This window comes from Marinospirillum sp. (assembly GCF_035271045.1).
Classification (GTDB): domain Bacteria; phylum Pseudomonadota; class Gammaproteobacteria; order Pseudomonadales; family Halomonadaceae; genus Marinospirillum.
On the sequence record NZ_DATESC010000001.1, the window covers coordinates 56154 to 80960 of the forward strand.

25 protein-coding genes and 1 tRNA gene are annotated in these 24807 nt (G+C 42.4%); 19 read left to right on the top strand and 7 right to left on the bottom strand.

All coding sequences use genetic code 11. The features are described from left to right. Positions 1 to 32: 32 nt before the first annotated feature. From prmC to hemA, 3 genes are read right to left on the bottom strand one after another with little or no spacing between them, the layout of a single operon-like run. Positions 33 to 881, bottom strand: coding sequence for a peptide chain release factor N(5)-glutamine methyltransferase (gene prmC / locus VJY63_RS00225; protein ID WP_324047485.1), 849 nt, complete (start codon positions 879 to 881; stop codon positions 33 to 35). Beyond that, positions 874 to 1959 (bottom strand): peptide chain release factor 1, encoded by a 1086-nt coding sequence (prfA, locus tag VJY63_RS00230; RefSeq protein WP_324047487.1) that lies wholly within the window; start codon positions 1957 to 1959, stop codon positions 874 to 876. Before prfA ends, prmC begins: the two co-directional genes overlap by 8 nt. 18 nt (positions 1960 to 1977) lie before the next feature. Next, positions 1978 to 3243, bottom strand: coding sequence for a glutamyl-tRNA reductase (hemA, locus tag VJY63_RS00235; RefSeq protein WP_324047489.1), 1266 nt, complete (start codon positions 3241 to 3243; stop codon positions 1978 to 1980). A gap of 185 nt (positions 3244 to 3428) precedes the next feature. Between hemA and VJY63_RS00240 the strand changes: the two genes are divergently transcribed. The 17 genes from VJY63_RS00240 to purH all read left to right on the top strand — a co-directional run bounded on the left by VJY63_RS00240 (position 3429) and on the right by purH (position 19852). Next, positions 3429 to 5192, top strand: a complete 1764-nt coding sequence (locus VJY63_RS00240) for a tetratricopeptide repeat protein (protein ID WP_324047491.1) — start codon at positions 3429 to 3431, stop codon at positions 5190 to 5192. Between the two features lie 26 nt (positions 5193 to 5218). Continuing rightward, positions 5219 to 5836, top strand: coding sequence for a lipoprotein insertase outer membrane protein LolB (lolB, locus tag VJY63_RS00245; RefSeq protein WP_324047723.1), 618 nt, complete (start codon positions 5219 to 5221; stop codon positions 5834 to 5836). 2 nt (positions 5837 to 5838) lie between these two features. Beyond that, positions 5839 to 6735 (top strand): 4-(cytidine 5'-diphospho)-2-C-methyl-D-erythritol kinase, encoded by an 897-nt coding sequence (ispE, locus tag VJY63_RS00250; protein ID WP_324047492.1) that lies wholly within the window; start codon positions 5839 to 5841, stop codon positions 6733 to 6735. A 127-nt stretch (positions 6736 to 6862) separates the two neighbouring features. Beyond that, a complete protein-coding gene (locus tag VJY63_RS00255; RefSeq protein WP_324047494.1) occupies positions 6863 to 7810 on the top strand; it encodes a ribose-phosphate pyrophosphokinase in 948 nt (315 codons plus the stop codon). A gap of 124 nt (positions 7811 to 7934) precedes the next feature. After that, positions 7935 to 8558 carry a 50S ribosomal protein L25/general stress protein Ctc gene (locus tag VJY63_RS00260; RefSeq protein WP_324047495.1) on the top strand — a complete coding sequence of 208 codons (624 nt, stop codon included), beginning with the start codon at positions 7935 to 7937 and terminating at the stop codon, positions 8556 to 8558. A 121-nt stretch (positions 8559 to 8679) separates the two neighbouring features. After that, positions 8680 to 9267, top strand: coding sequence for an aminoacyl-tRNA hydrolase (gene pth / locus VJY63_RS00265; protein ID WP_324047497.1), 588 nt, complete (start codon positions 8680 to 8682; stop codon positions 9265 to 9267). 31 nt (positions 9268 to 9298) lie between these two features. After that, positions 9299 to 10393 carry a redox-regulated ATPase YchF gene (gene ychF, locus VJY63_RS00270; RefSeq protein WP_324047498.1) on the top strand — a complete coding sequence of 365 codons (1095 nt, stop codon included), beginning with the start codon at positions 9299 to 9301 and terminating at the stop codon, positions 10391 to 10393. A gap of 62 nt (positions 10394 to 10455) precedes the next feature. Further along, a tRNA-Met gene (locus VJY63_RS00275) sits at positions 10456 to 10532 on the top strand. 124 nt (positions 10533 to 10656) lie between these two features. After that, entirely contained in the window at positions 10657 to 12543 is a 1887-nt protein-coding gene (gene dsbD, locus VJY63_RS00280) for a protein-disulfide reductase DsbD (RefSeq protein ID WP_324047499.1), read from the top strand. A 200-nt stretch (positions 12544 to 12743) separates the two neighbouring features. Next, positions 12744 to 13202: a type II 3-dehydroquinate dehydratase gene (gene aroQ, locus VJY63_RS00285; protein ID WP_324047500.1), complete on the top strand. Its 459-nt coding sequence runs from the start codon at positions 12744 to 12746 to the stop codon at positions 13200 to 13202. 47 nt (positions 13203 to 13249) lie between these two features. After that, on the top strand, positions 13250 to 13717 hold the full coding sequence (gene accB / locus VJY63_RS00290; RefSeq protein ID WP_324047501.1) for an acetyl-CoA carboxylase biotin carboxyl carrier protein: 468 nt from the start codon (positions 13250 to 13252) through the stop codon (positions 13715 to 13717). A gap of 53 nt (positions 13718 to 13770) precedes the next feature. After that, a complete protein-coding gene (accC, locus tag VJY63_RS00295) occupies positions 13771 to 15111 on the top strand; it encodes an acetyl-CoA carboxylase biotin carboxylase subunit (RefSeq protein ID WP_324047503.1) in 1341 nt (446 codons plus the stop codon). A gap of 96 nt (positions 15112 to 15207) precedes the next feature. Next, positions 15208 to 16107 (top strand): 50S ribosomal protein L11 methyltransferase, encoded by a 900-nt coding sequence (gene prmA / locus VJY63_RS00300; RefSeq protein WP_324047505.1) that lies wholly within the window; start codon positions 15208 to 15210, stop codon positions 16105 to 16107. A 27-nt stretch (positions 16108 to 16134) separates the two neighbouring features. Further along, entirely contained in the window at positions 16135 to 16908 is a 774-nt protein-coding gene (locus VJY63_RS00305; RefSeq protein WP_324047506.1) for an MJ0042-type zinc finger domain-containing protein, read from the top strand. A 57-nt stretch (positions 16909 to 16965) separates the two neighbouring features. After that, positions 16966 to 17952, top strand: coding sequence for a tRNA dihydrouridine synthase DusB (gene dusB / locus VJY63_RS00310; protein ID WP_422655638.1), 987 nt, complete (start codon positions 16966 to 16968; stop codon positions 17950 to 17952). 23 nt (positions 17953 to 17975) lie between these two features. Next, positions 17976 to 18245: a DNA-binding transcriptional regulator Fis gene (gene fis, locus VJY63_RS00315; protein WP_324047507.1), complete on the top strand. Its 270-nt coding sequence runs from the start codon at positions 17976 to 17978 to the stop codon at positions 18243 to 18245. A 26-nt stretch (positions 18246 to 18271) separates the two neighbouring features. Continuing rightward, complete coding sequence (purH, locus tag VJY63_RS00320) at positions 18272 to 19852, top strand: bifunctional phosphoribosylaminoimidazolecarboxamide formyltransferase/IMP cyclohydrolase (protein ID WP_324047509.1); 1581 nt, start codon at positions 18272 to 18274, stop codon at positions 19850 to 19852. A gap of 103 nt (positions 19853 to 19955) precedes the next feature. On the opposite strand, the gene VJY63_RS00325 is transcribed toward purH, so the two are convergent. From VJY63_RS00325 to folE, 3 genes are read right to left on the bottom strand one after another with little or no spacing between them, the layout of a single operon-like run. Continuing rightward, positions 19956 to 20741 carry a TIGR04219 family outer membrane beta-barrel protein gene (locus VJY63_RS00325; RefSeq protein WP_324047511.1) on the bottom strand — a complete coding sequence of 262 codons (786 nt, stop codon included), beginning with the start codon at positions 20739 to 20741 and terminating at the stop codon, positions 19956 to 19958. A gap of 55 nt (positions 20742 to 20796) precedes the next feature. Next, a complete protein-coding gene (folX, locus tag VJY63_RS00330) occupies positions 20797 to 21180 on the bottom strand; it encodes a dihydroneopterin triphosphate 2'-epimerase (protein WP_324047512.1) in 384 nt (127 codons plus the stop codon). A 33-nt stretch (positions 21181 to 21213) separates the two neighbouring features. Next, complete coding sequence (gene folE, locus VJY63_RS00335) at positions 21214 to 21789, bottom strand: GTP cyclohydrolase I FolE (RefSeq protein WP_324047514.1); 576 nt, start codon at positions 21787 to 21789, stop codon at positions 21214 to 21216. A gap of 245 nt (positions 21790 to 22034) precedes the next feature. Between folE and VJY63_RS00340 the strand changes: the two genes are divergently transcribed. Beyond that, entirely contained in the window at positions 22035 to 22532 is a 498-nt protein-coding gene (locus VJY63_RS00340) for a hypothetical protein (RefSeq protein WP_324047516.1), read from the top strand. Between the two features lie 26 nt (positions 22533 to 22558). Here VJY63_RS00340 and mltC read toward each other — a convergent pair whose 3' ends face one another. After that, a complete protein-coding gene (mltC, locus tag VJY63_RS00345; protein ID WP_324047518.1) occupies positions 22559 to 24145 on the bottom strand; it encodes a membrane-bound lytic murein transglycosylase MltC in 1587 nt (528 codons plus the stop codon). Positions 24146 to 24377: 232 nt separating this feature from the next. Between mltC and VJY63_RS00350 the strand changes: the two genes are divergently transcribed. Continuing rightward, positions 24378 to 24725: a hypothetical protein gene (locus tag VJY63_RS00350; RefSeq protein WP_324047520.1), complete on the top strand. Its 348-nt coding sequence runs from the start codon at positions 24378 to 24380 to the stop codon at positions 24723 to 24725. Positions 24726 to 24807 lie beyond the last annotated feature (82 nt).

Below are 24807 nucleotides of genomic sequence, written 5' to 3' on the forward strand. Positions count from 1 at the left end.
AATTTTTGCCTAGCAGCTTTACAAGTCTTAACCTAGCTTCGGCAGCCTAAAGTGGCTCTGGGCTGATCTGCATAATCTTTATAATTCTTAATATCATTTAATTCAGCAAGGTTAAATAATTCAGCTATTGCAGCGGCTTGGTCATAACCATGTTCTACTAAAAGATAACCGCCTTGGGTTAATCGTTGTTGAATAGGCACAAGTAAATCACGGTAAGCCTGTAAGCCATCTTTACCGCCCACTAACGCAGTTTTAGGCTCAAAACGTAAATCACCTTGCGATAAATGTGGGTCTTGCGGATGAATGTAGGGCGGATTACTTAGAATAAGATCGTAAGTTTGAGGTGGGATTTGTTGCCACCAATCCGATTGCCATACTCGAATATCTAATTCAAGTTGGCGAGCGTTTTTTCTGGCAAGGCTAACAGCATCCAACTTAAAATCAACGGCATCAACCTGCCAGTTAGGTCGCTCTTTTTTTATTGCTAAAGCAATAGCACCTGTTCCTGTCCCCATATCAAGCACTCGTGCTTTGGGTTTATCAATACTCAGCTGCAAAGCAAGCTCTACAAGGCGCTCAGTATCGGCACGAGGAATTAAGGTTGCTGGAGAAACTTCTAAGGTTAACCCCCAGAAGTCCCATTCACCTAAAATCCACGCTAAAGGCTTACCGGCAATTCGCTCGGCAAGCCAAGTATTGAGCTTTAACTGCTGTTCGGTTTCTAGCGCTAATTCAGGTCGGGTATATAAATAAGCGGTATTTTTTTGCAGCAAATGGCTTAACAGGTAGTCAGCTTCTTGGCGGGCATTGTCAAGCCCTGCTTGTTTTAGTTGTTGGCTGGCGCTGCTAAGCCATTGACCTAGGTTTATTGTGTTAGGCATTGCTTAGATTTGCCAATAGTTCGGTTTGCTGTTCTTGCGCTAATACAGTGATAACGCTATCTAACTCGCCGCTCATGACTTCATCTAAGTTATATAAGGTTAAATTAACACGGTGATCGGTGACGCGACCTTGTGGAAAGTTATAGGTGCGAATGCGTTCGGAACGATCACCACTACCCACTAACGAACGGCGGGTATCTGATTTATCTTTGTGCGCGGCATCTTCAATTTGCTGCTTTAAACGTGTTGCCAACCAAGCCATCGCTTTTGCGCGGTTTTTGTGCTGTGAACGTTCTTCTTGGCATTCCACCACTAAACCGGTAGGTAAGTGAGTAATACGTATTGCTGAGTCGGTGGTGTTAACGTGCTGACCACCTGCACCCGATGAGCGGTAAGTATCAACTTTTAAATCGGCTGGATTTATATCTATTTCACCCACTTCATCCGCTTCTGGCATTACAGCCACGGTGCAAGCTGAAGTATGCACGCGACCTTGTGATTCAGTTGCTGGCACACGCTGGACTCGGTGAGCGCCTGACTCAAACTTTAAATGCGAATACACATCTTTACCGCTGATGCGTGAAATAATTTCTTTATAACCACCCATTTCGCCATGACTGACGCTAAGTGTTTCAACTTGCCAACCTTTATCTTCAGCATAGCGGCTGTACATTTTAAACAAATCACCCGCAAACAAAGCGGCTTCATCACCCCCTGTTCCTGCGCGAACTTCTAAGAAAATATTGCGGCTGTCATTAGGGTCACGCGGAATGAGTAAGCGTTGTATTTCTAGCTCCAAAGGCTCTAGTTCCGCTTGCAGGCTTTGCATTTCTTCACGCGCCATTTCGCGCATTTCTAAATCATCATCGCTGGTCATTTGCTGAGCAGCAGCAATGCCTTCTTGAGTTTGCTGATAGGTTTGATAGGTTTGAATAATCGGTTCTAAATCAGAATATTCTTTAGAGTAGTTACGGTACTTTTCCTGATTACTCAGTGTTTCAGGGTCAGACAAGAGCGCTGAGAGTTCTTCAAAGCGATCAGCAAGGTGATCTAGCTTGGCTTGTATTGAAGGTTTCATTAATTATTCCGGCAGAAATTAGAATTTATTTGAGGCTTCTAGGTTAAGTAATTGTGAAGCAGCCGCTAAAAGGTCGCTACGGTTTTCTGCTGAAGCTTCACGAATTTTTAAAGTTGGGTCATGCAGCCATTTATTGGTTAGGTTGCGGCATAACTTTTGTATAACGTCTCGTGCATCTTGCCCTTGATCTAATTGACTAAACGCCAATGCCAATTCATCTTCAGCCAATTGCTGGGCGCGTTGACGAAAGACCTTAATCATTCGCCCTGCATCACGGATACGTAAACTACGCAAAAACGCTTGTACGCTATCTAAAATAAGCGCTTCAGCTTGTTCTGCTGCTTCACGCCTTGCGGCTAAGTTTTCTTCAATGACTTCTTTTAAGTCGTCAACTGTGAACAAGTAGATGTCATCTAAGTCACCGACTTGCGGTTCAATATCACGCGGTACAGCAATATCAACCATAAAAATGGGTTTATGACGGCGCACTTTAAGTGCTTGCTCCACCATACCTTTACCCAATATAGGTAATGGCGATGCGGTTGAACTAATAACGATATCGGCTTTTTCAAGTTCACGCGGTATTTCTTTTAGTGCAACGGCTTTGCCATGCATTTCATCGGCTAAAATTTGTGCTCTTTCAACCGTACGGTTGGCAATCACCATTTTTGCAACGCCTGCATTTTTTAAATGCCGTGCGACTAGCTCGATAGTTTCACCTGCACCAATTAACAAAGCGCTGCTGGTTTTTAAATCAGCAAAAATACGTTGGGCTAAATTGACCGCAGCATAAGCCACCGATACAGGGTTAGTACCGATGCCAGTTTCTGTTCTGACTTGTTTAGCCGTTGTAAAAACGTGTTGAAATAACAGTTCCAAACGACTACCTAACAAGTGTTCTTTTTTAGCTAAATCATAAGAATCTTTAAGTTGACCTAAAATTTGCGGCTCGCCCAACACCATTGAATCTAAGCCACTGGCAACACGCATAAGGTGTGCGATAGCCGCTTGATCTTCGTGGATATAACTGTAGCGAGCAAGGTCTTCAATTGAAACTTGATGAAAGGTACTTAACCAGTCAAGCACAGGGCGTACATTGCCTGCTTCAATTAAAGTATAAATTTCTGTGCGATTACAGGTAGATAGAATGGCAACTTCTTTGATACTCTGGTGATTACGCAATTGCAGGCTGGCAGCCTCCAGTTGTTCTGGAGTAAAAGCAACCCGCTCGCGTATAGCGACTGGTGCTGTCTTGTGGTTTATGCCTAGAGCTAGAAATTGCATTGGTTTTACTGCTGGCACCGTCAAACGTCACTCCACAACAAATCATTTTGCCCGTCATCAATCAGGGATATAAAATTTGCTCAGGCAATCAGTGGCTTACATTAAAGCACTGAGCGAAAGTACTGAGCGATGAATCAGAAGAAGGCTATGATAGCACATAGAAAATGTACAGGTATGTTCGAATAATGCTTAAAGTTCCCTTGTATAAGTCGCTTCAAGCGCTGTTAATCACTGGGTTATTTAGCTTAGGTTACGGCTGTACAACACTGATATCACCTCTTAAACGCGATACTTTGCCCGAGTTAAGTTTGGGTGGTGCAACGCAATCTTTTTATACCGATGATAGTGCTTTAGTGCGGGCAAAAAATACGGCAATAAAAACAGGGTTAAATGGCGAATTGATTTTCTATTTGCTTAGCGCTGAATTAGCCGGGCAACGTAACGACCTAGATTATGCTTTGGAAGTTTATTCTGCTTTGACACTAAAGACTCAGCACCCATTAATTGCTGAACGTACCAGCTGGATTGCTCAGTTTGCTCAACAGCCCAAAGCAGCTTTAGACGCGGCTATTTTATGGGCAACTTTAGCGCCAGAAAGCGCCAATGCACAGCGCACTGCTGCGGGATTATTACTGCAAAATGAACAATATTTAGATGCTTTTGAGTATTTATTAAATTTTGAACGATTAAGCAGTGAAAGCAATTACACCTTATTAGCCAACCATTTAACTGAAAAACATAACCCTGTTATTAGTGACCTTTATCAAAGAATGCTTAAAGAACAGCAGCAACGTGCTAAACCTAGCGATGATTTAGAAACCGCTTTAGCTTTGTTAACGAATGAATTAGGCGATCAGCAGGCAACTCAGCAACATTTAACTAGAGCGCTGGCGGCGGATGCTAATAATGTTCGTGCTTTACAACTTAAAGCCCATTTGTTAAGTGCTGCTGGTGATTTTAAAGCGGCAGAGCAGCTTTTACGTCAAGCCACGCAGAATAATCCTGAAGAAGTTAGATTGTGGTTAGACATTGCGCGTACACAATTAAAAGCAGCGCAGTTTAATCAAGCAGAGCAAACCTTCGATCACATCATTAGCTTACAACCTAACAACCTGCCCATTCGTTTGGCTTTAGCCCGTATTCAAATAGAAACCGATCAATACGCTGCGGCACAACAAACCCTTGAAGCATTAACTGGTTATGAAACGTTAGCCGATCAAGCTTGGTTACTTTTGGGGCAGCTTGCTGAGCGCGATAAAAAGTGGCAGTTGGCTTTGCAACACTACGATCAAATTATTAGCGGCGAACCGTTGCTAGAAGCCATTCGTGCTAGTGTGCGTTTATTAATACAGCAAAATAAAACCCATGCCGCTTTAGTGCTTTTACAAGAAAAGCGCTATCAATCTCCCGAATTAAGCATCCCCTTAACGCTGATGGGTGAGCAGCTTTTACGCCAACAACAAGACTTTACAGCAGCCATTGAATGGGTTGATGAAGGGCGGCAATTACTGCCAGAAAACCAAGAATCATCGCAATTACTTTATAGTCGCGCCCTGCTGAATTTTCACCTGCAAGATTTAACACAAATGGAAGCAGATCTACGCCAGTTATTAGATTTTGATCCTAATAACGCTATGGCGTTAAATGCGTTGGGTTATACATTGGTGGATCAAACCGAACGCATTAACGAAGGTTTGCTGCTTATTCAAAAAGCCCATGCTTTAGATAGCGAATCAGCCGAAATTCTTGATTCATTAGGCTGGGCATTATTTAAGCTTGCGCGTTACGAAGAGGCGTTTGAATACTTAGCCGAAGCTTACGCACGGCTGCCAGAAAATGAAATTGCTGAACACTTGATTCAAGTGCTGTGGAAGCTTAATAAAAGTCAGCAAGCAAAAACCTTATTACAGCAGCACCCTGAACTTGATTTAAAACCCATTAAGAATTAACGGTATGATTTAGTATGTTAAAAATAATGCCTTCATTTTGTAGGTTCGCGTCCTTTAAATATCTAGTCATCAGTTGCTTACTGTTGCTTATTAGTGCTTGTACTAGCCAACCTAGCTTGCCCACTGCAACACAAACGCTAGGGCCTAATGCCCAGTTGTGGCATTGGCAGGCGCAAGGGCGGATTGCCTTTGCTAATGAAAAAAACAATCATTCGGCTAATCTTGATTGGTTGCAAATAGGCTACAGCTACCAGCTACAAATTTTGGGGCCTTTAGGTCAAGGTAGCGCTCGATTAGAAGGCGAACCTTTTAAAGTCATTCTTACTACCTCTGATGGCAAACAGCTACAGGCTTCAAGCCCTGAACAATTGTTAGCTGAAAACTCGGATTGGGAGTTACCTTTATCCAATATGGTGTATTGGATTAGAGGCATAGTCGCACCAGGTAATTATCAAAAAATTGATAAGCAAACGTTTATTCAAAATGGCTGGAAAGTTGAATGGCGACGTTTTGCACAGGTTGATAATTATCAACTGCCTAGCTTATTAATTGCTGAAAAAGGTCAGATAAGTTTTCGCCTAGCCATTAATAAATGGCAACTATTCCCTGCGCCTACCTTTCCTGTATCCAAGCAAGGTTTATAAGTATGACAAGGGTTACTGCGCTTAGCTTGCCTGCACCGGCTAAAATCAATTTATTGCTGCATATCACAGGTAAAAGACTCGACGGCTACCATCAACTGCAAACGCTATTTCAGTTTTTAGACTTGCACGATGATCTGCACTTTCAATTAACCAATGACGGTAGTATTCGCTTAGCGCCGATTTTGGCCGGCGTTGCTGTTGAAGATAACCTAGTGATGCGGGCAGCCCAGCTATTAGCACCCTTTAGAAAAAATCACCAATTAGGCGTTGCGATTAACCTGCAAAAAAACTTACCGATGGGTGCTGGCTTGGGTGCTGGCAGTTCCGATGCAGCAACCACTTTGTTGGCGCTTAACTTGCTTTGGCAATTAAACTTGGATTTAACCCAGTTAGCCGCGCTTGGCTTACAACTAGGTGCTGATGTGCCGGTGTTTATTTTTGGGCAAACCGCTTGGGCTGAAGGCATTGGTGAACAACTGCAATCAGCTAAAGCAGAAGAAGCCACATATGTACTGATTTTTCCGGGCTGCCATTGTGATACGGGGTCATTATTTAGCCACCCAGATTTACCGCGCAACACGCCTTTAATTCACCCTCAAAATGCCCAGCAGCATTTAGGTGAGAATGATTTTGAAGCTTTGGTAAGAAGGCTTTATCCTGCTGTTGAAGCTGCTTTTGTTTGGTTGGCTGCTGAGCATCAACACGGTTATTTAACCGGCAGTGGTGCTAGTATTTACTGTCGACTCGATAATCCAGCGCAAGCAGAAGCACTTTTAAGTCGATTGCCTAAGGGTTTTGCAGGCTATAAACCTAGCGCTTGGGTAACAAAAGGATGTAACCAATCGTTAGCCCATGTGAAATTGATCGAACACAAAGGTTCACTTTTGAATTTTGCTTAGCTATAATTCGCCCCCGTAAAGCTGGAGTATAAAACTTTTTTACTTCAGCCACTTTATATAAGTTTTCTTCGGGCTGGTTGCGGCAACCACCCATCCTCCGTAATACCTCAGTCAGCAAGGTGAATACGTGTCCAACTTGATGGTGTTTTCTGGTAATGCCAACCCTGAACTAGGTCGTAAAGTAGTTGAATGCCTAGATATTCGTATGGGTGACGCAACAATTGGCCAGTTTAGCGATGGTGAAATAGCCATTGAAATCAACGAAAATGTACGTGGTAAAGACGTTTTTGTTATTCAGTCCACTTGTGCGCCCACTAACGACAACCTAATGGAGCTAATCCTAATGGTTGACGCGTTACGCCGTGCTTCAGCGCACCGTATTACGGCAGTTATTCCTTACTTTGGTTATGCGCGTCAAGATCGCCGTGTGCGTTCAGCGCGTGTCCCTATTTCTGCCAAAGTAATCGCTGACATGATGTGTGCAGCGGGTGTGAACCGTGTAATGACAATGGATTTACACGCGGATCAAATTCAAGGTTTTTTTGATGTTCCTGTCGATAACATCTATGGTTCACCTATTTTACTTGATGATATTGAACGCCAAAATTATGAAGATATGGTTGTGGTTTCGCCCGATGTTGGCGGTGTGGTTCGTGCTCGCGCTATTGCTAAAGAGTTGAATGATACCGACCTAGCCATTATCGACAAGCGTCGCCCACAGGCTAACCAAGCGCAAGTTATGCACATTATCGGTGATGTTAAAGACCGTACTTGTGTATTGGTCGATGATATGGTTGATACCGCCGGTACTTTATGTAAAGCGGCTGAAGCGCTAAAAACACGCGGTGCTAAACGTGTTGTTGCTTATTCGACTCACGCAATTTTATCCGGTGCGGCGATTAGCAACATTTCTAACTCTTTATTAGATGAATTAATTGTCACTGACACCATTCCTTTAAGAGAAGAGATAATGAAGTGTGGTAAGATCCGTCAGCTAACAATTTCTGGGCTTCTCGCTGAAGCGGTACGCCGTGTTAGTAACGAAGAATCCATTAGTGCCATGTTTCGCTCTTAATCTAATAATTAAAAGCTACAAAGCACAACCAAGCACCCCAATAGGGGTAACGTGAAAAGCAGATGATCTGGTCGCGGATGTCTGTTATTTACTTTTATTAAGCAGTCCATGAGGACAAAACATCATGTCACAATTTAATTTTGAAGCTAAACTACGTACTGACCTTGGTAAGGGTGCGAGCCGCCGCCTGCGTCATGAAAACAAGTTTATTCCTGCCATTATTTATGGTGGTGAAGCAGAAGCTCAGTCTGTTTCTGTCGAGCAGCGTGAGTTCTATCGTATTTTAGCATTAGACGAATCAGTCTATACCTCAGTTCTTAACCTGACTGTTGATGGTAAAGCTGAACAAGTTATCATAAAAGATTTGCAGCGCCACCCTTTCAAGACCAACACTGTTATGCACATTGATTTTTTGCGTGTTGACAGCAAAACCAAAGTTACCATTCTTGTTCCTTTTCACTTTGAAAACGAAGAAGCTTGTGTTGGCGTTAAAACACAAGGCGGTGTGTTATCACACCAAATGAATGACGTTGAAATTACTGCTTTCCCACAAGATTTACCTGAATGCCTAGTGGTTGACGTTGCTGCACTTGAAGTGGGTCATACCCTTCACTTGTCAGACATCACTCTGCCTAAAGGCGTTGAGATTGTTACTGTAGCGCATGGTCATGATAGCGGCGTAGTAACCGTTAATGCTAAGCGTGGTGGTTCTGACGAAGATGAAGATGAAACGCCTGCAGCTGAGTAATTTCAGCGAATGAGTTGCGCTAAGGTTTAAGCAACGCGTTAGCCCAGATGACTTTTAATTCAAAAAGTCATCTGGGTTTTTCACATTTATATAGCATGAATATAAACAATGAATAGCCATAATGACTAACAAAATTAAATTAGTGGTTGGATTAGGTAATCCTGGACCAGAACATACCCGTACGCGACACAATGCCGGTAGTTGGTTAGTTGAACGCCTAGCAACAGCTAATGGAAAAAGTTTAACGAGCAGTAAGTTTTTTGGGCTGCATACTCAAATCATTGTGGCTGGACAAGCCGTTCATCTACTGACTCCAACCACGTTTATGAATCTTAGTGGTAAAGCGATTGCTGCTTTAGCTAACTTTTATAAAATATTGCCAGAAGAGATTCTAGTCGCGCATGATGAGTTAGATTTGCCACCCGGCAGTATTCGTTTAAAAAAAGGCGGTGGGCACGGTGGACATAACGGTCTACGTGATACCATTAGCGCGTTAGGCAACAATAAAGAATTTTACCGTTTACGCATTGGTATAGGCCATCCTGGTCAAGCTAGTAAAGTGACGGGTTATGTTTTAGGTAAAGCGCCTGACGATGAACAAACATCTATAAATGCTGCGCTAAACGAAATTGAACGTCACCTAGATAAAATAATTAGCGGCAATATGTCTGCTGCTATGAACCAACTGCATACCTTTAAAGCAGATTAATTTAAAATAGAACAACTGAAGGATATACCTTATGGGTTTTAACTGTGGCATCGTTGGTCTACCCAATGTTGGCAAATCGACCTTATTTAATGCGTTAACTCAATCGGGCATTGCAGCAGAAAATTTTCCTTTCTGCACCATTGAACCTAATAGCGGTTTAGTGGCAATGCCTGACCCGCGCTTAGATGAATTGGCTGCCATTGTTAAGCCAGAGCGCACCTTGCCTACGACAATGGAGTTTGTAGACATTGCAGGCTTGGTTGCCGGTGCTTCTAAAGGCGAAGGTTTAGGTAATAAATTTTTAGCTAATATTCGTGAAACTCATGCCATTGCACACGTTGTGCGTTGCTTTGAAGACGATAACGTTATTCACGTTGCTAACCGCGTTGACCCACGCAGCGACATTGAAATCATTAATATGGAATTGGCTTTAGCCGATTTAGACTCCGTTGAAAAAGGCATTCAAAAGCTGGCACGCATTGCTAAAGGTGGTGATAAAGAAGCCATCGCACAAAAAGAAGTGCTCGATAAAATTTTGCCTCACGTTGCTGAAGGTCAACCCTTACGCAGCTTTGGTTTGACCGATGAAGAAAAACATTTGGTGCGTGGTTATGGATTCTTAACCCTTAAACCCACGATGTACATTGCTAACGTCAGTGAAGAGGGTTTTGAAAATAATCCTTACTTAGATGCCGTACGTGAGATTGCTGCCGCAGAAAATGCTGCCGTAGTGCCTGTTTGTAACAAAATTGAAGCTGAAATTGCAGAGCTAGATGACCCAGAAGAAAAAGCAATGTTCCTTGAGACAATGAGTCTGGATGAACCTGGCTTAAATCGCGTTATTCGAGCTGGTTATGAACTATTAGGTTTGCAAACCTACTTTACCGCAGGCGTTAAGGAAGTACGTGCTTGGACCGTTAAAAAAGGTGCAACAGCACCCGAAGGCGCTGGCGTTATTCATACTGACTTTCAAAAAGGTTTTATTCGTGCCGAAGTAATTGCTTACGAAGATTTTATTCAATTCAACGGTGAACAAGGCGCTAAAGAAGCCGGTAAATGGCGTTTAGAAGGTAAAGAGTACATTATTAAAGATGGCGATGTGATGCATTACCGCTTCAATGTTTAAACAAAGCTGAAGAACAGGCTTGACAGTTACGGCTGCCAAGCCTAAAATCTTGACCTGTTTTTGGCTATGTAGCTCAGCTGGTTAGAGCACATCACTCATAATGATGGGGTCCCCTGTTCAAATCAGGGCATAGCCACCAATTTTATCGAACCACCACCTTTCAAAAAACCTTAGCTTCAAATTTAAAAGCCCTAGACAAGCTAGGGAACCTAGTTAGAATCCCTTGGTCAGACTAAGCAATCATTTTGACCGGAAATTTATTTATGCTACTAGGTAAGTCTTCATCCCATCGTACCCTCTTCTTTTTGTTAAGCTTTTGGCTTTTTCTAACAGCCACTAGTCTAGCCGCTAATCCACTCAACAATGAAGGTAGTAGTCGTTTTACTTCATGGCTAAGTGGCTCACCCAGTCAGCCCGAATTTTTATCCCCAGAACAAGCATTTAAGCCGCAAGCTTGGGTTGAAGGTAGCCAAGTATTTGTGCGTTGGGACATTGCGTCCGGTTATTACCTTTACCAAGACAAGCTACAAATTAAACTGGCTGAAGATGCTGGTTTAAGTCTAGTAAGGGTTGATTTGCCTGAAGCACTTAGCCATGAAGATGAATATTTTGGCACCACCCAAGTTTATTACACGCAAGTGGAAGCCGCCGGTTTACTCAGTGGTATTAGCCAAGCAAAACAGCTTAATTTAACCGCGCATTACCAAGGTTGTGCTGATGCAGGCTTGTGTTACCCACCACAAAAGCAAAGCTTTGAAGTGAGTCTTGCTAAGCTAGATATCAGTGCTGCACCACTTACCAAAGCCACGTCCGCTACCGTTGCAACACCCTTACCACCCAGCACCAGCAGTAGCCAACTGGCAAATCTATTAGGTTCAGACAAAATTTGGTTAACGCTCAGCTTATTTTTTATTGCTGGGCTAGGTCTTACTTTCACCCCTTGCGTACTGCCTATGTTGCCCATTTTAAGCACCATTATTGTGGGCAAAGGTACTAGCACAGAAAAACAACCCAAAACTCGCGGCCTGCTATTATCCGGCGCTTATGTATTGGGTATGGCGTTGACCTACGCGGGTATTGGTGCATTGATGGGTTTATTTGGTGCTAGCATCAACCTTCAAGCCGCCATGCAATCGCCTTGGTTACTTATTCCTGTTGCTGTTTTATTTGTACTTTTAGCACTGACTTTATTTGGCGTTTGGGCACTGCGTTTACCCGCTTGGTTAGATCAACGCCTACAATCGCTACAACAACCTAAAGGCGGCACACTGTTTAATGTTGCCTTAATGGGTGCTTTTTCTACGCTGGTGGTTTCACCCTGCTTAACTGCACCCTTGGCAGGCGCTTTAGCCTTTATCGCTACAACAGGTGATGCGGGTATGGGTTCTTTAGCACTATTTATGCTGGGCTTAGGCATGGGCGTACCCTTAATTATTACCGGCACGTTTGGGGCGCATTGGTTGCCTAAAGCCGGTGGGTGGATGGATCAAGTTAAGGCGCTATTTGGTTTGTTGATGCTGTTAATGGCGGCTTGGTTAATTGATCGACTGTTACCGGCAAGTATTTCAATGCTGATGTGGGCGCTCCTTGCTTTAGGTACTGGTGTATTTATGGGCGGGCTTAATTTTTCGGCTAAAAATGGTTTAGAAAAACTACGTTTAAGCGCAGGTTTAATCTTAATTATTTATGGTATTAGCTTGTTTATTGGTGCTTTAGCAGGTAACAGCAGCCCTTTACAGCCATTAAAAGGTTTGGCACAAGTGACAATGCAAACGGGTCAATCCGTAGCAGTAGAAGCGCCTCTTATTAAAGAACTTGCCGCAATAGAAGCGCTGCTTGCTAATAACCAAACGCCCATTATTATTGATCTTTATGCGGACTGGTGCATTTCTTGTAAAGTGATGGAAGCACAGGTTTTTCCGCGTGAAGACATTCAGCAAGCGCTGGTCGGCATTAAACGCTATAAATTTGATTTAACGCAAATTTCACCTGATACCAAGCAATGGTTGGTCGAGCATCAATTATTTGGCCCACCTACCTTGATGTTTTTTAATGGTGGTGACGAGTGGCGTGATTGGCGAATTCAGGGTGAAATCAATGCACCTGAATTGCTGGCTCACTTAAAAGCATTTAACCAAGCTTTAGACTAGAACTAGACAAAAAGTCGTATTTTAGGCAAACTTCACCTCCGTTCGGTCTGTTAAGTACGTTTTTTGTTCACTTCAATTGAACGGGTCATTTTTAAATAGATATACTTTTAAGTAAGTACGCTTTTAAGTAAGTACACTGGCTGCTAGAGTGAGTTTTACTCAACTTTATCCATAGCACTAACAACCTACTAAAAATTAACATGATAAAAATCCTTTTACTACAAGGCCCTAATTTGAATCTTTTAGGGCAGCGTGAGCCACATATTTACGGCCATGAAACACTAGACTCGGTTCACACTAACCTAGTCCAAGAGGCTTTTGCGCTAAATTTACAATTAGATTGTTACCAAAGTAATGCGGAACATCAATTAATCGAACGTGTTCATCAGGCATTAGTCGAACGGGTTGATTTTATACTGATTAACCCAGCTGCTTTTACTCATACTAGCGTAGCGCTGCGTGATGCTTTGGCGGGCGTTGCGATTCCATTTATAGAAATCCACTTGTCCAATGTTTATGCGCGTGAAGCTTTTCGGCGGCACTCTTATTTTTCAGAACTTGCCCAAGGCGTTATTTGCGGTTTAGGCACTCAGGGTTATCATCTGGCCTTACAAGCAGCCCATAAGCAGCTAACAAAAACCAGAAAAGATACACGCTAAAACAAACTATAAAACACCAAGCTTTTCATAAACTATCAGAGAAAATTATGGATATTCGTAAAGTAAAAAAATTAATCGAACTCCTCGAAGAGTCGAACATCAGTGAAATTGAAATTAAAGAAGGTGAAGAATCAGTGCGTATTAGTCGCCATTCAACGGTTGCTCAAGCGCCTGTTTATCAGCAGCAGCCAATGTACCAACAAGCACCTGTTTATCAGCAAGCGCCTCAGGCTTCTGCATCACCAGTCGCAGCAACAGAAGCAGCGCCGGTCGTTGCTACTGGTCACAAAGTTACATCGCCAATGGTCGGCACTTTTTACCGTTCGCCAGCACCTGATGCCGGTTCATTTATTGAAGTTGGCAAAACAGTCAAAAAAGGCGACACCATTTGTATTATTGAAGCCATGAAAATGATGAACCAAATTGAAGCGGATAAAGATGGTGTAGTAACGGCTATTTTGGTTGAAGACGGTGAACCCGTTGAGTTCGATCAACCTTTGATTCAGCTTGCTTAAATTAACCGATTACTTCAATGCAGCGGTAATCTACACCGCCGTGAGGAATAAGAATGCTTGAGAAAGTTGTTATTGCTAACCGTGGTGAAATTGCACTGCGTATTTTACGTGCTTGCCGCGAACTGGGTATTAAAACCGTTGCTGTTCATTCTAAGGCCGACAAAGATCTAATGCATGTACGCCTAGCCGACGAAGCTGTGTGCATTGGGCCTGCAGCTTCCAGCCAATCCTATCTAAACATTCCAGCGATTATTGCTGCTTGTGAAGTCACCGATGCAACAGCGATTCATCCAGGTTATGGTTTTTTAGCTGAAAATGCTGATTTTGCTGAACAGGTTGAACAGTCAGGTTTTGTATTTATTGGGCCTAAAGCTGAAACCATCCGCATTATGGGTGATAAAGTTGCTGCCATTGCAGCAATGAAAAAAGCGGGTGTGCCAACAGTGCCAGGATCTGACGGCCCTTTGTCAGACAATGGTGATGAGATTTTAGCCATGGCACGCAAAATTGGCCTTCCCGTTATCATCAAAGCATCAGCCGGTGGTGGTGGTCGTGGTATGCGTGTGGTGCATTCAGAAGCCGCACTATTAAATGCTGTTCATGTTACTAAAACTGAAGCAGCCGCCGCTTTTGGTGATGGCACTGTGTACATGGAAAAGTTCTTAGAAAATCCACGCCACGTTGAAGTTCAAATTTTAGGTGATGGTCAAGGTAATGCTGTTCATTTGTATGACCGTGATTGCTCGTTGCAGCGTCGCCATCAAAAAGTGATTGAAGAAGCACCTGCACCTCATTTAAATGAAGAGTCGCGCCGCAAAGTACTCATTGCCTGCGTTGATGCCAGTAAAGCCATTAATTACCGTGGCGCGGGTACGTTTGAGTTTCTTTATGAAAACGGTGAATTTTATTTCATTGAAATGAATACCCGTGTTCAAGTAGAGCACCCGATTACTGAAATGGTGACAGGCGTTGATATTGTTAAAGAACAATTAATGATTGCTTCTGGTCAACCGTTGCGCTTACGCCAAGAAAACATTCAAGTTATGGGTCATGCTTTTGAATGCCGTATCAACGCAGAAGATCCGCAAACATTTATGCCTTCACCGGGTAAAATTACCATGTATCATGCACCCGGTGGTTTAGGTGTACGGATGGATTCCCACATTTACAGTGGCTACGCTGTGCCACCTTTTTATGATTCGCTGATTGGTAAGCTAATCACTTGGGGTGTTGACCGTGAAGCTGCCTTGACTCGAATGCGTGGCGCACTGGATGAGTTGCTAGTTGAGGGCATTAAAACGAATACGGATCTACACAAGCAATTGGTGCGTGATAGCCACTTTGAAAAAGGCGGCGTTAACATTCACTACCTAGAGAAAAAGCTCAGTCTATAGTTTATTTATTGTTGCAACTATTGACTTGCCGTTAGCCAAGGATGGCTATAACAATACCCATTTTAGACCTTACCTATTTTAAACCTTAGGAAAATTATGTCTTGGTTGCAAATTAAAACGTTGATCCGTCCAGAGCAAGCCGAAGTGTTTGAAAACTGGTTAGTTGAAGCGGGTGCTTGTGCCATTACGTTGACTGACGCTGAAGACCAGCCCGTTTTTGAACCGATACGTGGCACGACACCCTTGTGGCAATCAACCCAGTTAACTGGGTTGTATGATGGCAAGCAAAATGCCGAACAAATGCTAGCAACCATGCAGCAGTTGTGGCAGGTGAATTACCCTGAAGTACCCATGCCAGCGCTTCAGCTAGAAATACTAGAAGACAAAGATTGGATACGTGAGTGGATGGACAGCTTTAAACCCATGCAAATGGGGCAACGGTTATGGGTTGTGCCTAGTTGGTTAAAACCGCCTGAGCCTGATGCGGTTAACCTTATACTCGATCCAGGTTTGGCCTTTGGTACAGGCACTCATCCAACCACTAAACTGTGTTTACAATGGTTAGACAGTCTTGATTTAGAAGGCAAAACGCTGCTTGATTTTGGGTGTGGTTCTGGCATTCTTGGTATCGCTGGTTTATTGCTGGGTGCTAAACAAGCTTGGGGTACAGATATAGACCCTCAAGCCTTGCAAGCAAGCCAGCAAAATGCACAACGTAACAAGCTTGATCCAGCACTATTTCCTGTTTATTACCCAGAAAAATGCCCACAAATTAGCTGTGATGTTTTAGTTGCCAATATTCTGGCTGGCCCGTTAATTTCATTAGCAGAAGAGTTGGCTAGTCGTATTAAAGCGGGTGGACAAATGGCGCTTTCAGGTATTTTACATCATCAAGCTGAAGAGGTTAGCCGTGCTTATAGCCCTTGGTTTGAGTTAGACAAGCCAACCCAAGAGGATGATTGGGTGCGTATAACCGGTATTCGTAAAAAAGCTTGAATTGCACATTGAATGGACTTTTGCTGCATGAATACAACGAATTCAGTAAAACAGGCGGAATGCCCACATTGTCACAGTATCTTTAGTGTTAGTGAAGAAGAAATAGCGCTTGCTTTAGGCGCTGTTCGTTGTGGCGAATGTATGAAAATTTTTAATGCCAGTTACCATCTGATTGATGTACCGCATACCATCCCCATTTCGACTGCGGAAAAAGAGTTAGAATCAATGATACTTGCTGCAAACTTAGCCAATACGAGTAACAAAAAAGCTAATATTCCGCTACCTCTTATCACCATTCCTACACTCCAAGAACCTGCTGAAAAAGTAGATTTTTTAAGTAATTCAACCAATGTTGATGCTTCGGAAATAGACACAGAAGAAATAATAGAGAAAGCAAAAACAAAAAAAATGGCTGCGCCTTTTATTGCCGGTCTTTTTTTTCTGTTGATTGCCATCTCGGTTGCTGGCTGGCTGTTTGTTAATCAAGCACCACCGATTGCTTACACCTTTACTGATGTACGCTTAACGTCTTCTAGTGGTAACAGCAAAAAAATCGATGTTTACTTTAAAATCAGCAACGTGACGGAACAAACATTACCACTACCTAATTTAACCATTCAACTACTTAATCTAAGCTCGCAGCCGGTCAGCTCTGAAGTTGTTATGGCTGTCGATTTAAAACCTACTTTCTCTGAATTAGCCGCCTCTGCTAGCCATGAAATGCAAGCCAGTGTTGATCGTCCCACTATTTTTGTACAGGGCGCTCATATTGAAGTGCATTTAAACAACACTAAGCTTTAATCCTAACGCCTCTCAAGGTAAGATACCGCCCCTTGATTACTAGGTCGAGTTTACCCAGTGTTGCAAATAGGTCGCTATAAAATCACGACTCCTCTTGTATTAGCGCCAATGGCCGGTATTACAGATCGACCTTTTAGGGCGTTATGCCGTAGCTTTGGTGCTGGTTTAACCGTTGCTGAAATGGTGACGAGTGACCAAAGCCTTTGGACGACTCAAAAGTCACTTTTGCGCCTGCCTCACCTTGATGAGCCAGAACCCAGAATGATTCAAATAGCCGGTGGTGATCCACAAATGCTAGCCGCTGCCGCTAAAGCGAATGTAGAACTGGGTGCTCAAATCATTGATATTAATATGGGCTGTCCAGCAAAAAAGGTGTGTAAAAAAGCGGCAGGTTCTGCTCTTTTAAGGGATGAGAAGCTAGTGGCAGAAATTTTAGCTGCTGTGGTTGCTGCGGTTGATGTGCCGGTTACTTTAAAAATTCGTACCGGCTGGTCAGCAAACCATAAAAATGCTGTTACAATTGCGAAACTTGCAGAGCAAGAAGGGATACAAGCGCTTACAATTCATGGTAGAACCCGAGAAGACCGTTTTAATGGTGATGCTGAATACGACACGCTAGCCGAAGTTTGTCAGCAGGTGAGTTTCCCAGTTATTGCTAATGGTGATATTGATTCCCCTCAAAAGGTACAACAAATATTGGCTAAAACCGGTGCGAGTGCTGTGATGATTGGACGCGCAGCGCAAGGTAAACCGTGGATTTTTCGTCAAATTAAGCATTGGTTAGATACTCAACAACTGCTGCCTGATCCAGAACCTCTTGAGCTTCACCGTATTATTAGCCAGCATTTAACGGGGCTTTACCTTACCTATGGTGACTTTATGGGAATAAGAGTAGCTCGTAAGCACTTTGGCTGGTATTTGCAGCAAGCAGGTAGCAATGAGTGGCGTAAAGTTTTTAATTTATTAGAAACCTCTGAGCAGCAACTGGCTTTAGTTGATCGTATCTTCTTACAAGACGTATCCAATGCCTCTGGGCTTAACTGAATAACTGATAGAATTAAATTAAAGTGACTGAATCAAGAAAAAACTATGTATATAAGCTAGAACAAGAACGCCCTTTGCGTGAAAGTATTATTCATGCTTTGAATAATTACTTTACACAGCTTGATGGCGAGCCTGTTAATAACCTTTATGACCTAGTGTTAACCGAAGTTGAAGCACCTTTGCTTGAAGCGGTGATGCGCTATACTCATAACAATCAAACTCAAGCGTCTAGTTTGTTGGGTTTGAACCGTGGTACGTTACGTAAGAAACTTAAACAATACGATCTTATCTAGGCTTTTTAAGGAGCTGAACCAAGCTTATGGCTATACAAAAACCACTTCCCATTCGTCGCGCTTTACTGAGTGTTTCTGATAAAAACGGCATCGTTGAACTGGCTAAAGGACTGCTTGAGCGCGGTGTAACGCTTCTGTCTACTGGCGGCACTTTTAAGTTGATTAACGATGCAGGCTTAGCGGTTACGGAAGTCTCTGAACATACTGGCTTTCCTGAAATGATGGATGGTCGTGTTAAAACCCTGCACCCTAAAATTCATGGTGGAATTCTGGGTCGTCGTGGTCAAGATGATGCCATCATGGCTGAACATCAAATTGATGCGATTGATTTGGTCGTTGTGAATCTTTACCCCTTCCAAGCCACCATTGCGCGTGATGACTGTACGTTAGACATGGCGATTGAAAATATCGACATTGGTGGCCCTGCTATGGTCCGTAGCTGTGCTAAAAACCACGCTTTCACCACCATTCTTGTTAACACCAGCGATTACCAACAAGTGCTAACAGAAATGGATGCTAATCAAGGTGCTGTTACTCAGCCTACCCGTTTTGATTTAGCGGTAAAAGCCTTTGAACACACGGCTGCTTATGATTCAGCCATAGCTAACTATTTAGGCTGTAAAGTTGAAGGTGGCAGCGAAGACTTTCCGCGCACTTTTAATACCCAGTTTATTAAACGCCAAGCAATGCGCTACGGTGAAAACCCTCATCAAAAAGCCGCTTTTTATGCTGAAGCCAACATTACTGAAGCTTGCGTAGCAACGGCTAAAGTGCTGCAAGGTAAAGAATTATCGTTTAACAACGTAGCCGACACAGATGCCGCGTTTGAATGCGTTAAAGCCTTTAATGAGCCTGCTTGTGTCATTGTTAAACACGCTAACCCGTGTGGTGTTGCTGTTGGTGAAAACTTGCACCAAGCCTATGATCTAGCGTTTAAAACCGACCCTACCAGTGCTTTTGGCGGCATTATTGCTTTTAACTGCGAATTAGATGCAGCAACAGCGCAAGCCATTGTTGATCGTCAGTTTGCTGAAGTTATTATTGCACCGGGCATTACAGCAGCAGCACAAGCAATTATTGCTAGCAAGAAAAATTTACGCTTGTTAGATGCCGGTGAGTTTTGGCCAGGTGAACGTCAGCTAGCAGCGAACTTTAAACGCGTTACCGGCGGCTTATTAGTACAAGACCGTGACCTAGGTACTGTTAATACCGATGACCTTAAAGTCGTTACAGAACGCGCACCGACTGAACAAGAATTAATTGACCTAGCTTTTGCTTGGAAAGTTGCTAAATACGTTAAGTCTAACGCCATCGTTTATGCTAAAGACGGTCGTACGATTGGCGTGGGTGCAGGTCAAATGAGCCGTGTTTATTCGGCTAGAATTGCTGGTATTAAAGCAGCAGACGAAAACCTAGTGGTGGAAGGTTCGGTCATGGCCTCGGATGCTTTTTTTCCTTTCCGCGATGGCATTGATGCAGCAGCAGCAGCAGGCATTACAGCGGTGATTCAGCCCGGTGGTTCAATGCGCGATGAAGAAGTTATTCAAGCTGCTAACGAAGCAGGCATTGCTATGGTGTTCACGGGTATGCGCCACTTCTTACATTGATTAAAAGCTTTTAATTCATCAGTAAAATAGCAATAGAAAAACGCCGCAGTCTTAAAAAGATTGCGGCGTTTTTATAACCAAAACTTAATATTTTAAATATTATTTAGAAGCCAGCACGAAGGTAAGCGCCAAAGAAACCGCCACTAAAAGCTAAATCACCGTAGGTATCATCTAAGTCATCTAGTGTTACATCAAAACTGCGATAACCTGCCGTAATTCCCGGTTTAATCAATGGAAAGCCATCGTATTGGTAACGCACATCAGCGATGATATCGGTGATTTTGTTACCGCTATAACTTATTGCGTTGGCATTAGCACCCACTGAAAGCCCTAAAGGTAAACTGACGCGTAAACCAGCATAACCCATGGGTAATGGGGCGCTTAAATCAACCGATTCAGCTTTATTAGACAAAGTTTCTTTTATTTCAAAACCACCATCAAACTGACGTAGGGTTAAACCCAATTCTGCGCGTAAGCCAACAAGGGGTAAAAAAGAGGTAATGCCATCAAATAAACGGTAATAAGCCGTTACATCGGTATGACTTAAATCAATTTGGGTTTGTAAATCGCCATTAAAAGACTGATTAATAAACTTAAATGCAGTATTTTTATTACCTGAAAAATCCAGCGTCGTCCGACTGATTCTTACATTGGGAATGATTGGAATGGGATGATCGAATTGTGCAAAAAAATAGGTTTGGTTTTCACTTGAAAGCCCCAAGCTATTTTCTACATCTAGGTTAGCTTGCCCCGCCTTACCTTGTATAGAACCTGTAGGACTAGCATTCCAAACATTACCACCCGCTAAGATATTTAATTCTATCGCCTGTGCTTGCATGGCAGTGGTGGGAAGCAACACAGTGGCTGCTAAGGTTAAAAATTTACGCATAAGTTACCTACTTAGCTTAACGATAAAAAGTGGAATAAAAGGGTTGTTTATGGTTTTAAATGGCTTCTTTTTGAGCACTTAGCGTAACAGAAACCGAGTCAGAAAAACGCAATGCATAAGGTTTATCTACTTCAACTTCAGCCACTTCTACTTGTTCATGGCTCATCACGATTTCTAACAGCTCTTTAGTTAAACGCTCTAACAAAGCAAAACGCCCACCTTCAACGTGGGCAATAATTTTTTTGGTGATGGTACGGTAATTCAATGCTTCTTCAATGCGGTTAAATTGCACTGCTCGGTCAGCAGTATAACGAATCACCACATTAACTAAAATGTCTTGCTGGTTCTGTATTTCATCTTCTTTAATGCCAATATAGGTTCTTAGACGTAAATTTTTAATGCGAATACTGGCTAAAGTATGGGGGTTTTTATTGGGCATTCTTTCTCCTTTGGTGATTTTTCTTATTGTTAACTAATCAAGCAGCTTAAAAAATTCTTGACGAGCCGTAGGATTTTCACGTAATTGCCCTAGCATTACTGAAGTACGCATCATAGAGTTTTGTTTTTCTACACCGCGCATCATCATGCATAAATGACGGGCTTCAACAATAACGGCGACACCGGCTGCACCAGTTACTTCCTGCACTGCTTCAGCAATTTGTTTGGTTAGTAATTCTTGAATTTGTAAGCGACGCGAGAACATATCGGTAATGCGTGCAAATTTAGACAAACCCAACACTTTTCCTTTAGGTAAATAACCTATGTGGCATTTACCAATAAAGGGCAGTAAATGGTGTTCACACATAGAATAAAATTCGATATCTTTAACAATGACTAGCTCATCAGTATCAGAAGTAAAAACAGCACCATTAACCAAGGTGTGTAAGTCTTGGCGATAACCTTGAGTTAAAAACTCCATTGCTTTAGCTGCCCTTATAGGGGTATCGACTAAACCTTCACGCTGCGGATCTTCACCCATATTTTTCAGGATGGCTTGGTAATGAGGCACTAAAGATTCATAAATTGCAGCAGTAGTTGAGTTTTTCATTTAAAAATTTTCTTAGGTAAGTAGGGTTAATAATGGGTACTTTGCTAATGGTTTTTAATGGTGATAATTGACTCAGTATACCACCTATTTTCCTAGTGCTTTAGTAGGAATTAGTATCAATAAAGTTGATATTAGCTAAAAGTAACTTGAGCGTAAGCACTGTGGCAAACTGACATGAATAAGCTTAGAAAATACTCTGCTATACTTTATAAAACTCACTCAAACTGAATTTGGAAATACATACTATGAAAAAGTTAATAACTGCTTTTGCTTTAATGGGTTGCTCTTTTGGACTGATAGCTTCTCAAGCCACTTTACCATTACAACCGGGTCAAGTGCTTAACGCTTCTGCGGTAAATCAAGTCGTTTTGAAAGAAGGCGAAGCACGCAATAATGTGTGGTTTTCTGTCGAAACTAACCGTGTTGAAGGTACGTCTACTTACCATTTAAGCAACTGCACTATGTCAACGGATGTTAAATTAAATGCTGGTACTTTTAATTTGCAAAGTAAGCAACTGCGCTGTATCAGTGATGAAGGTGACATTTTTACAGATAAAAATATTCAAGCAAAAATTTTAATTGATACTAAGGATATTTGCACAAGCAACAAAAACAAATGTGCAGAAGTCACCCTTTCTAGCGGTAAAAACTACACCTTTGAGATTAAAAATCAGTCCAATTTAATTGCTGAACTAAACGTTATGCGTGAAGTGAACAAAAGCCGTTTAGAACAAGTAAATTAAATCTATTCGCTACTAAAACTGCCTCTTTACCTAGAGGCAGTTGAGCCTTGTGTTCGATAACGCTGTTGAGCCTCTGTTACTTTCTTAATATAACCCCTTGCTTCTGCCCTTGGGTGCTTTAGGTGCAGTTGATTGTAAACCTGTTGAGGGGTTAGTTGGTTAATCACGTTAACTGCTTGAGCACGGTCTTGATGAAAAGTACGCAGTACATTACCTGCACCTCCGTTATAACCTGAAATCATTGCATATTCACGCGATAGCGGATGGGTGATTTTATTTAAATAATTATCACGCAAAATACTTAAATAAGCTGTGCCGGTATCAATGTTATTAGTTGTATTAAATAAGTAATCACGTGTCGGTTGATCGTTACGTTTTTTGATTCGCGTAAATACATCTTTACCCGCAGTAGACGGAACCACTTGCATTAAGCCATAGGCTGGAATATGACTTGTTGCATAAGGGTTAAAATGACTTTCTGTTTCTATGATGGCATAAATTAAAACTTCATCAATGCCGTAGCGCTCAGCAGCGGTTCTCACTAAATGCTCGTACTGATGCCCACGTACTTGCGTATGATTTTCAACCAGCGGAATTTCAACGCGATAAACGACCTGCCCGTTGCGTTGAATTTCTTGTACTTTATTATCAACTAAATAATCTGCAAAGCGCTCAGCACGCCATTCCCATTTTACTGGCTCACCTTCATGATCTAACACCTGACCCGCCAATAACGCAGGTCCAACATAGTTGATTTTCTTATCGGTATAAATTTCTGGATTTTCTGCATCGTAGGGCGTTAAAAGGGTGGTAATAATGGCTTCCCTTAAATGCTGTTTAGGGTTTGATGGGTCGATTGTTTCAACCACTATTTTGCCATTATCAAAATCCATTTCACCACGACTTTGGTAAGCGTCTGTGTATTTTACAAATTGGTGAGCTGATGTTGGCTTAGGTGCTACACCGCCCCACTGCTTCTGAACTTTTTCTTGTAACTCATTGATTCTATTTTGATAAGCCTTGGCTTCTTTTTCCAGCTGAGTAATTGTTTGCTGGTAGTTTTTTAAATCTTCTGACAAGTTAGGGTAGCGTTCTAACCAATTTTGTTCAGGCGCTTGTGCTATGACAGGCTCTTCTACAGCTTCTTGCACAGCAACTGAAACGGGTGCAGGTGGTGGAATTATTGATACCGGTGGTGTCACTGGAGTAGCGATAGGAACAGGTACTGGTGCAGGTTTTGGTACTGGTGTAGGTGCTGGTTTTGGTACTGGTGCAGGTGCTGGTTTTGGCACCGGCTGAGGTTGAATGCTATCCATTTCAACTTGAGTGTTGTCACCTAAAGGGATACCTTGCTGTGGATCTGCCGTTAAAACTTTTACGCTGGTTGGCGCTGGTTGACTTTCATTAACCTGGGGTACAGGTGTGGGTGTGGGTTTAGGCAGGTTAAGGGGTTTTGATTGTGCTAAAGGTGTATTTTTTGCTCCGGTTGAAACATGGCTAGAAACACCATTGTTAATACCGCCTTGGCAGCCTGCCAAAAAGCTAAGCAATAAAAAAGGTAGCAGAAACAGAAAAATAGATTGAGTACGCACAAAGTAATTTATTAAATACATCGGTATCCCTATTATTAAGCGATAAAATAATTATAGCATTATAAAGCAAAGCAACCGGAGTTACAGGGCTAGCGCTATTAGTTGCTATTAAGTTGTTAACTTATATATTTTTACCTATACTAGAAAATATTATCAAAAAACGCTATAAAAAAACTATTGCTTACGGCTTAATACTTGGCTAGGCATCGCTAGCAAACTACTGGAAATCGCTAGCAAACTACTGGAGTTTGTTATGTTATTGCCCTCAGTTGAAACTTCTAGCAGCACTCCATTGAGTCGACAGAAAGAAAATGTCACCAATGATGGTGTGTCAACGGCTAAGCAAACAACCACTGAAAACCAAATAAAACCTGAACTTCAACCTGATGAAATTCGTTTTGGTCGTAAACGCCCACTGTTACCTATTACTTTTAGTTTTGGTATCCGCCGCTCTAAAGCTGTTGCTGTTGCAATGCGTTATCCTTTGTTAGGTGGCAAGCAACCAACGACATTCTATCAAGCCATTCTTGATACTTTTGACTTAGCAGCAACCAATCGCCTTCCTTATTTTAAAGGCACAGAAGTGAATGTCGCTGCCTAATTTTTATTAAAAATACGGGTTGAATGCTTGACACCTATCAAGTCTTAGCTTATGTTTCAAACATACGTTTGAATAAAGCAAC

What these genes read in the sequence shown, in the direction of transcription:
- prmC (WP_324047485.1), bottom strand. Translation starts at nt 881, where the DNA reads ATGCCTAACACAATAAACCTAGGTCAATGGCTTAGCAGCGCCAGCCAA.
- prfA (WP_324047487.1), bottom strand. Translation starts at nt 1,959, where the DNA reads ATGAAACCTTCAATACAAGCCAAGCTAGATCACCTTGCTGATCGCTTT.
- hemA (WP_324047489.1), bottom strand. Translation starts at nt 3,243, where the DNA reads ATGCAATTTCTAGCTCTAGGCATAAACCACAAGACAGCACCAGTCGCT.
- VJY63_RS00240 (WP_324047491.1), top strand. Translation starts at nt 3,429, where the DNA reads ATGCTTAAAGTTCCCTTGTATAAGTCGCTTCAAGCGCTGTTAATCACT.
- lolB (WP_324047723.1), top strand. Translation starts at nt 5,219, where the DNA reads ATGCCTTCATTTTGTAGGTTCGCGTCCTTTAAATATCTAGTCATCAGT.
- ispE (WP_324047492.1), top strand. Translation starts at nt 5,839, where the DNA reads ATGACAAGGGTTACTGCGCTTAGCTTGCCTGCACCGGCTAAAATCAAT.
- VJY63_RS00260 (WP_324047495.1), top strand. Translation starts at nt 7,935, where the DNA reads ATGTCACAATTTAATTTTGAAGCTAAACTACGTACTGACCTTGGTAAG.
- pth (WP_324047497.1), top strand. Translation starts at nt 8,680, where the DNA reads ATGACTAACAAAATTAAATTAGTGGTTGGATTAGGTAATCCTGGACCA.
- ychF (WP_324047498.1), top strand. Translation starts at nt 9,299, where the DNA reads ATGGGTTTTAACTGTGGCATCGTTGGTCTACCCAATGTTGGCAAATCG.
- dsbD (WP_324047499.1), top strand. Translation starts at nt 10,657, where the DNA reads ATGCTACTAGGTAAGTCTTCATCCCATCGTACCCTCTTCTTTTTGTTA.
- aroQ (WP_324047500.1), top strand. Translation starts at nt 12,744, where the DNA reads ATGATAAAAATCCTTTTACTACAAGGCCCTAATTTGAATCTTTTAGGG.
- accB (WP_324047501.1), top strand. Translation starts at nt 13,250, where the DNA reads ATGGATATTCGTAAAGTAAAAAAATTAATCGAACTCCTCGAAGAGTCG.
- accC (WP_324047503.1), top strand. Translation starts at nt 13,771, where the DNA reads ATGCTTGAGAAAGTTGTTATTGCTAACCGTGGTGAAATTGCACTGCGT.
- prmA (WP_324047505.1), top strand. Translation starts at nt 15,208, where the DNA reads ATGTCTTGGTTGCAAATTAAAACGTTGATCCGTCCAGAGCAAGCCGAA.
- VJY63_RS00305 (WP_324047506.1), top strand. Translation starts at nt 16,135, where the DNA reads ATGAATACAACGAATTCAGTAAAACAGGCGGAATGCCCACATTGTCAC.
- purH (WP_324047509.1), top strand. Translation starts at nt 18,272, where the DNA reads ATGGCTATACAAAAACCACTTCCCATTCGTCGCGCTTTACTGAGTGTT.
- VJY63_RS00325 (WP_324047511.1), bottom strand. Translation starts at nt 20,741, where the DNA reads ATGCGTAAATTTTTAACCTTAGCAGCCACTGTGTTGCTTCCCACCACT.
- folX (WP_324047512.1), bottom strand. Translation starts at nt 21,180, where the DNA reads ATGCCCAATAAAAACCCCCATACTTTAGCCAGTATTCGCATTAAAAAT.
- folE (WP_324047514.1), bottom strand. Translation starts at nt 21,789, where the DNA reads ATGAAAAACTCAACTACTGCTGCAATTTATGAATCTTTAGTGCCTCAT.
- VJY63_RS00340 (WP_324047516.1), top strand. Translation starts at nt 22,035, where the DNA reads ATGAAAAAGTTAATAACTGCTTTTGCTTTAATGGGTTGCTCTTTTGGA.
- mltC (WP_324047518.1), bottom strand. Translation starts at nt 24,145, where the DNA reads ATGTATTTAATAAATTACTTTGTGCGTACTCAATCTATTTTTCTGTTT.
- VJY63_RS00350 (WP_324047520.1), top strand. Translation starts at nt 24,378, where the DNA reads ATGTTATTGCCCTCAGTTGAAACTTCTAGCAGCACTCCATTGAGTCGA.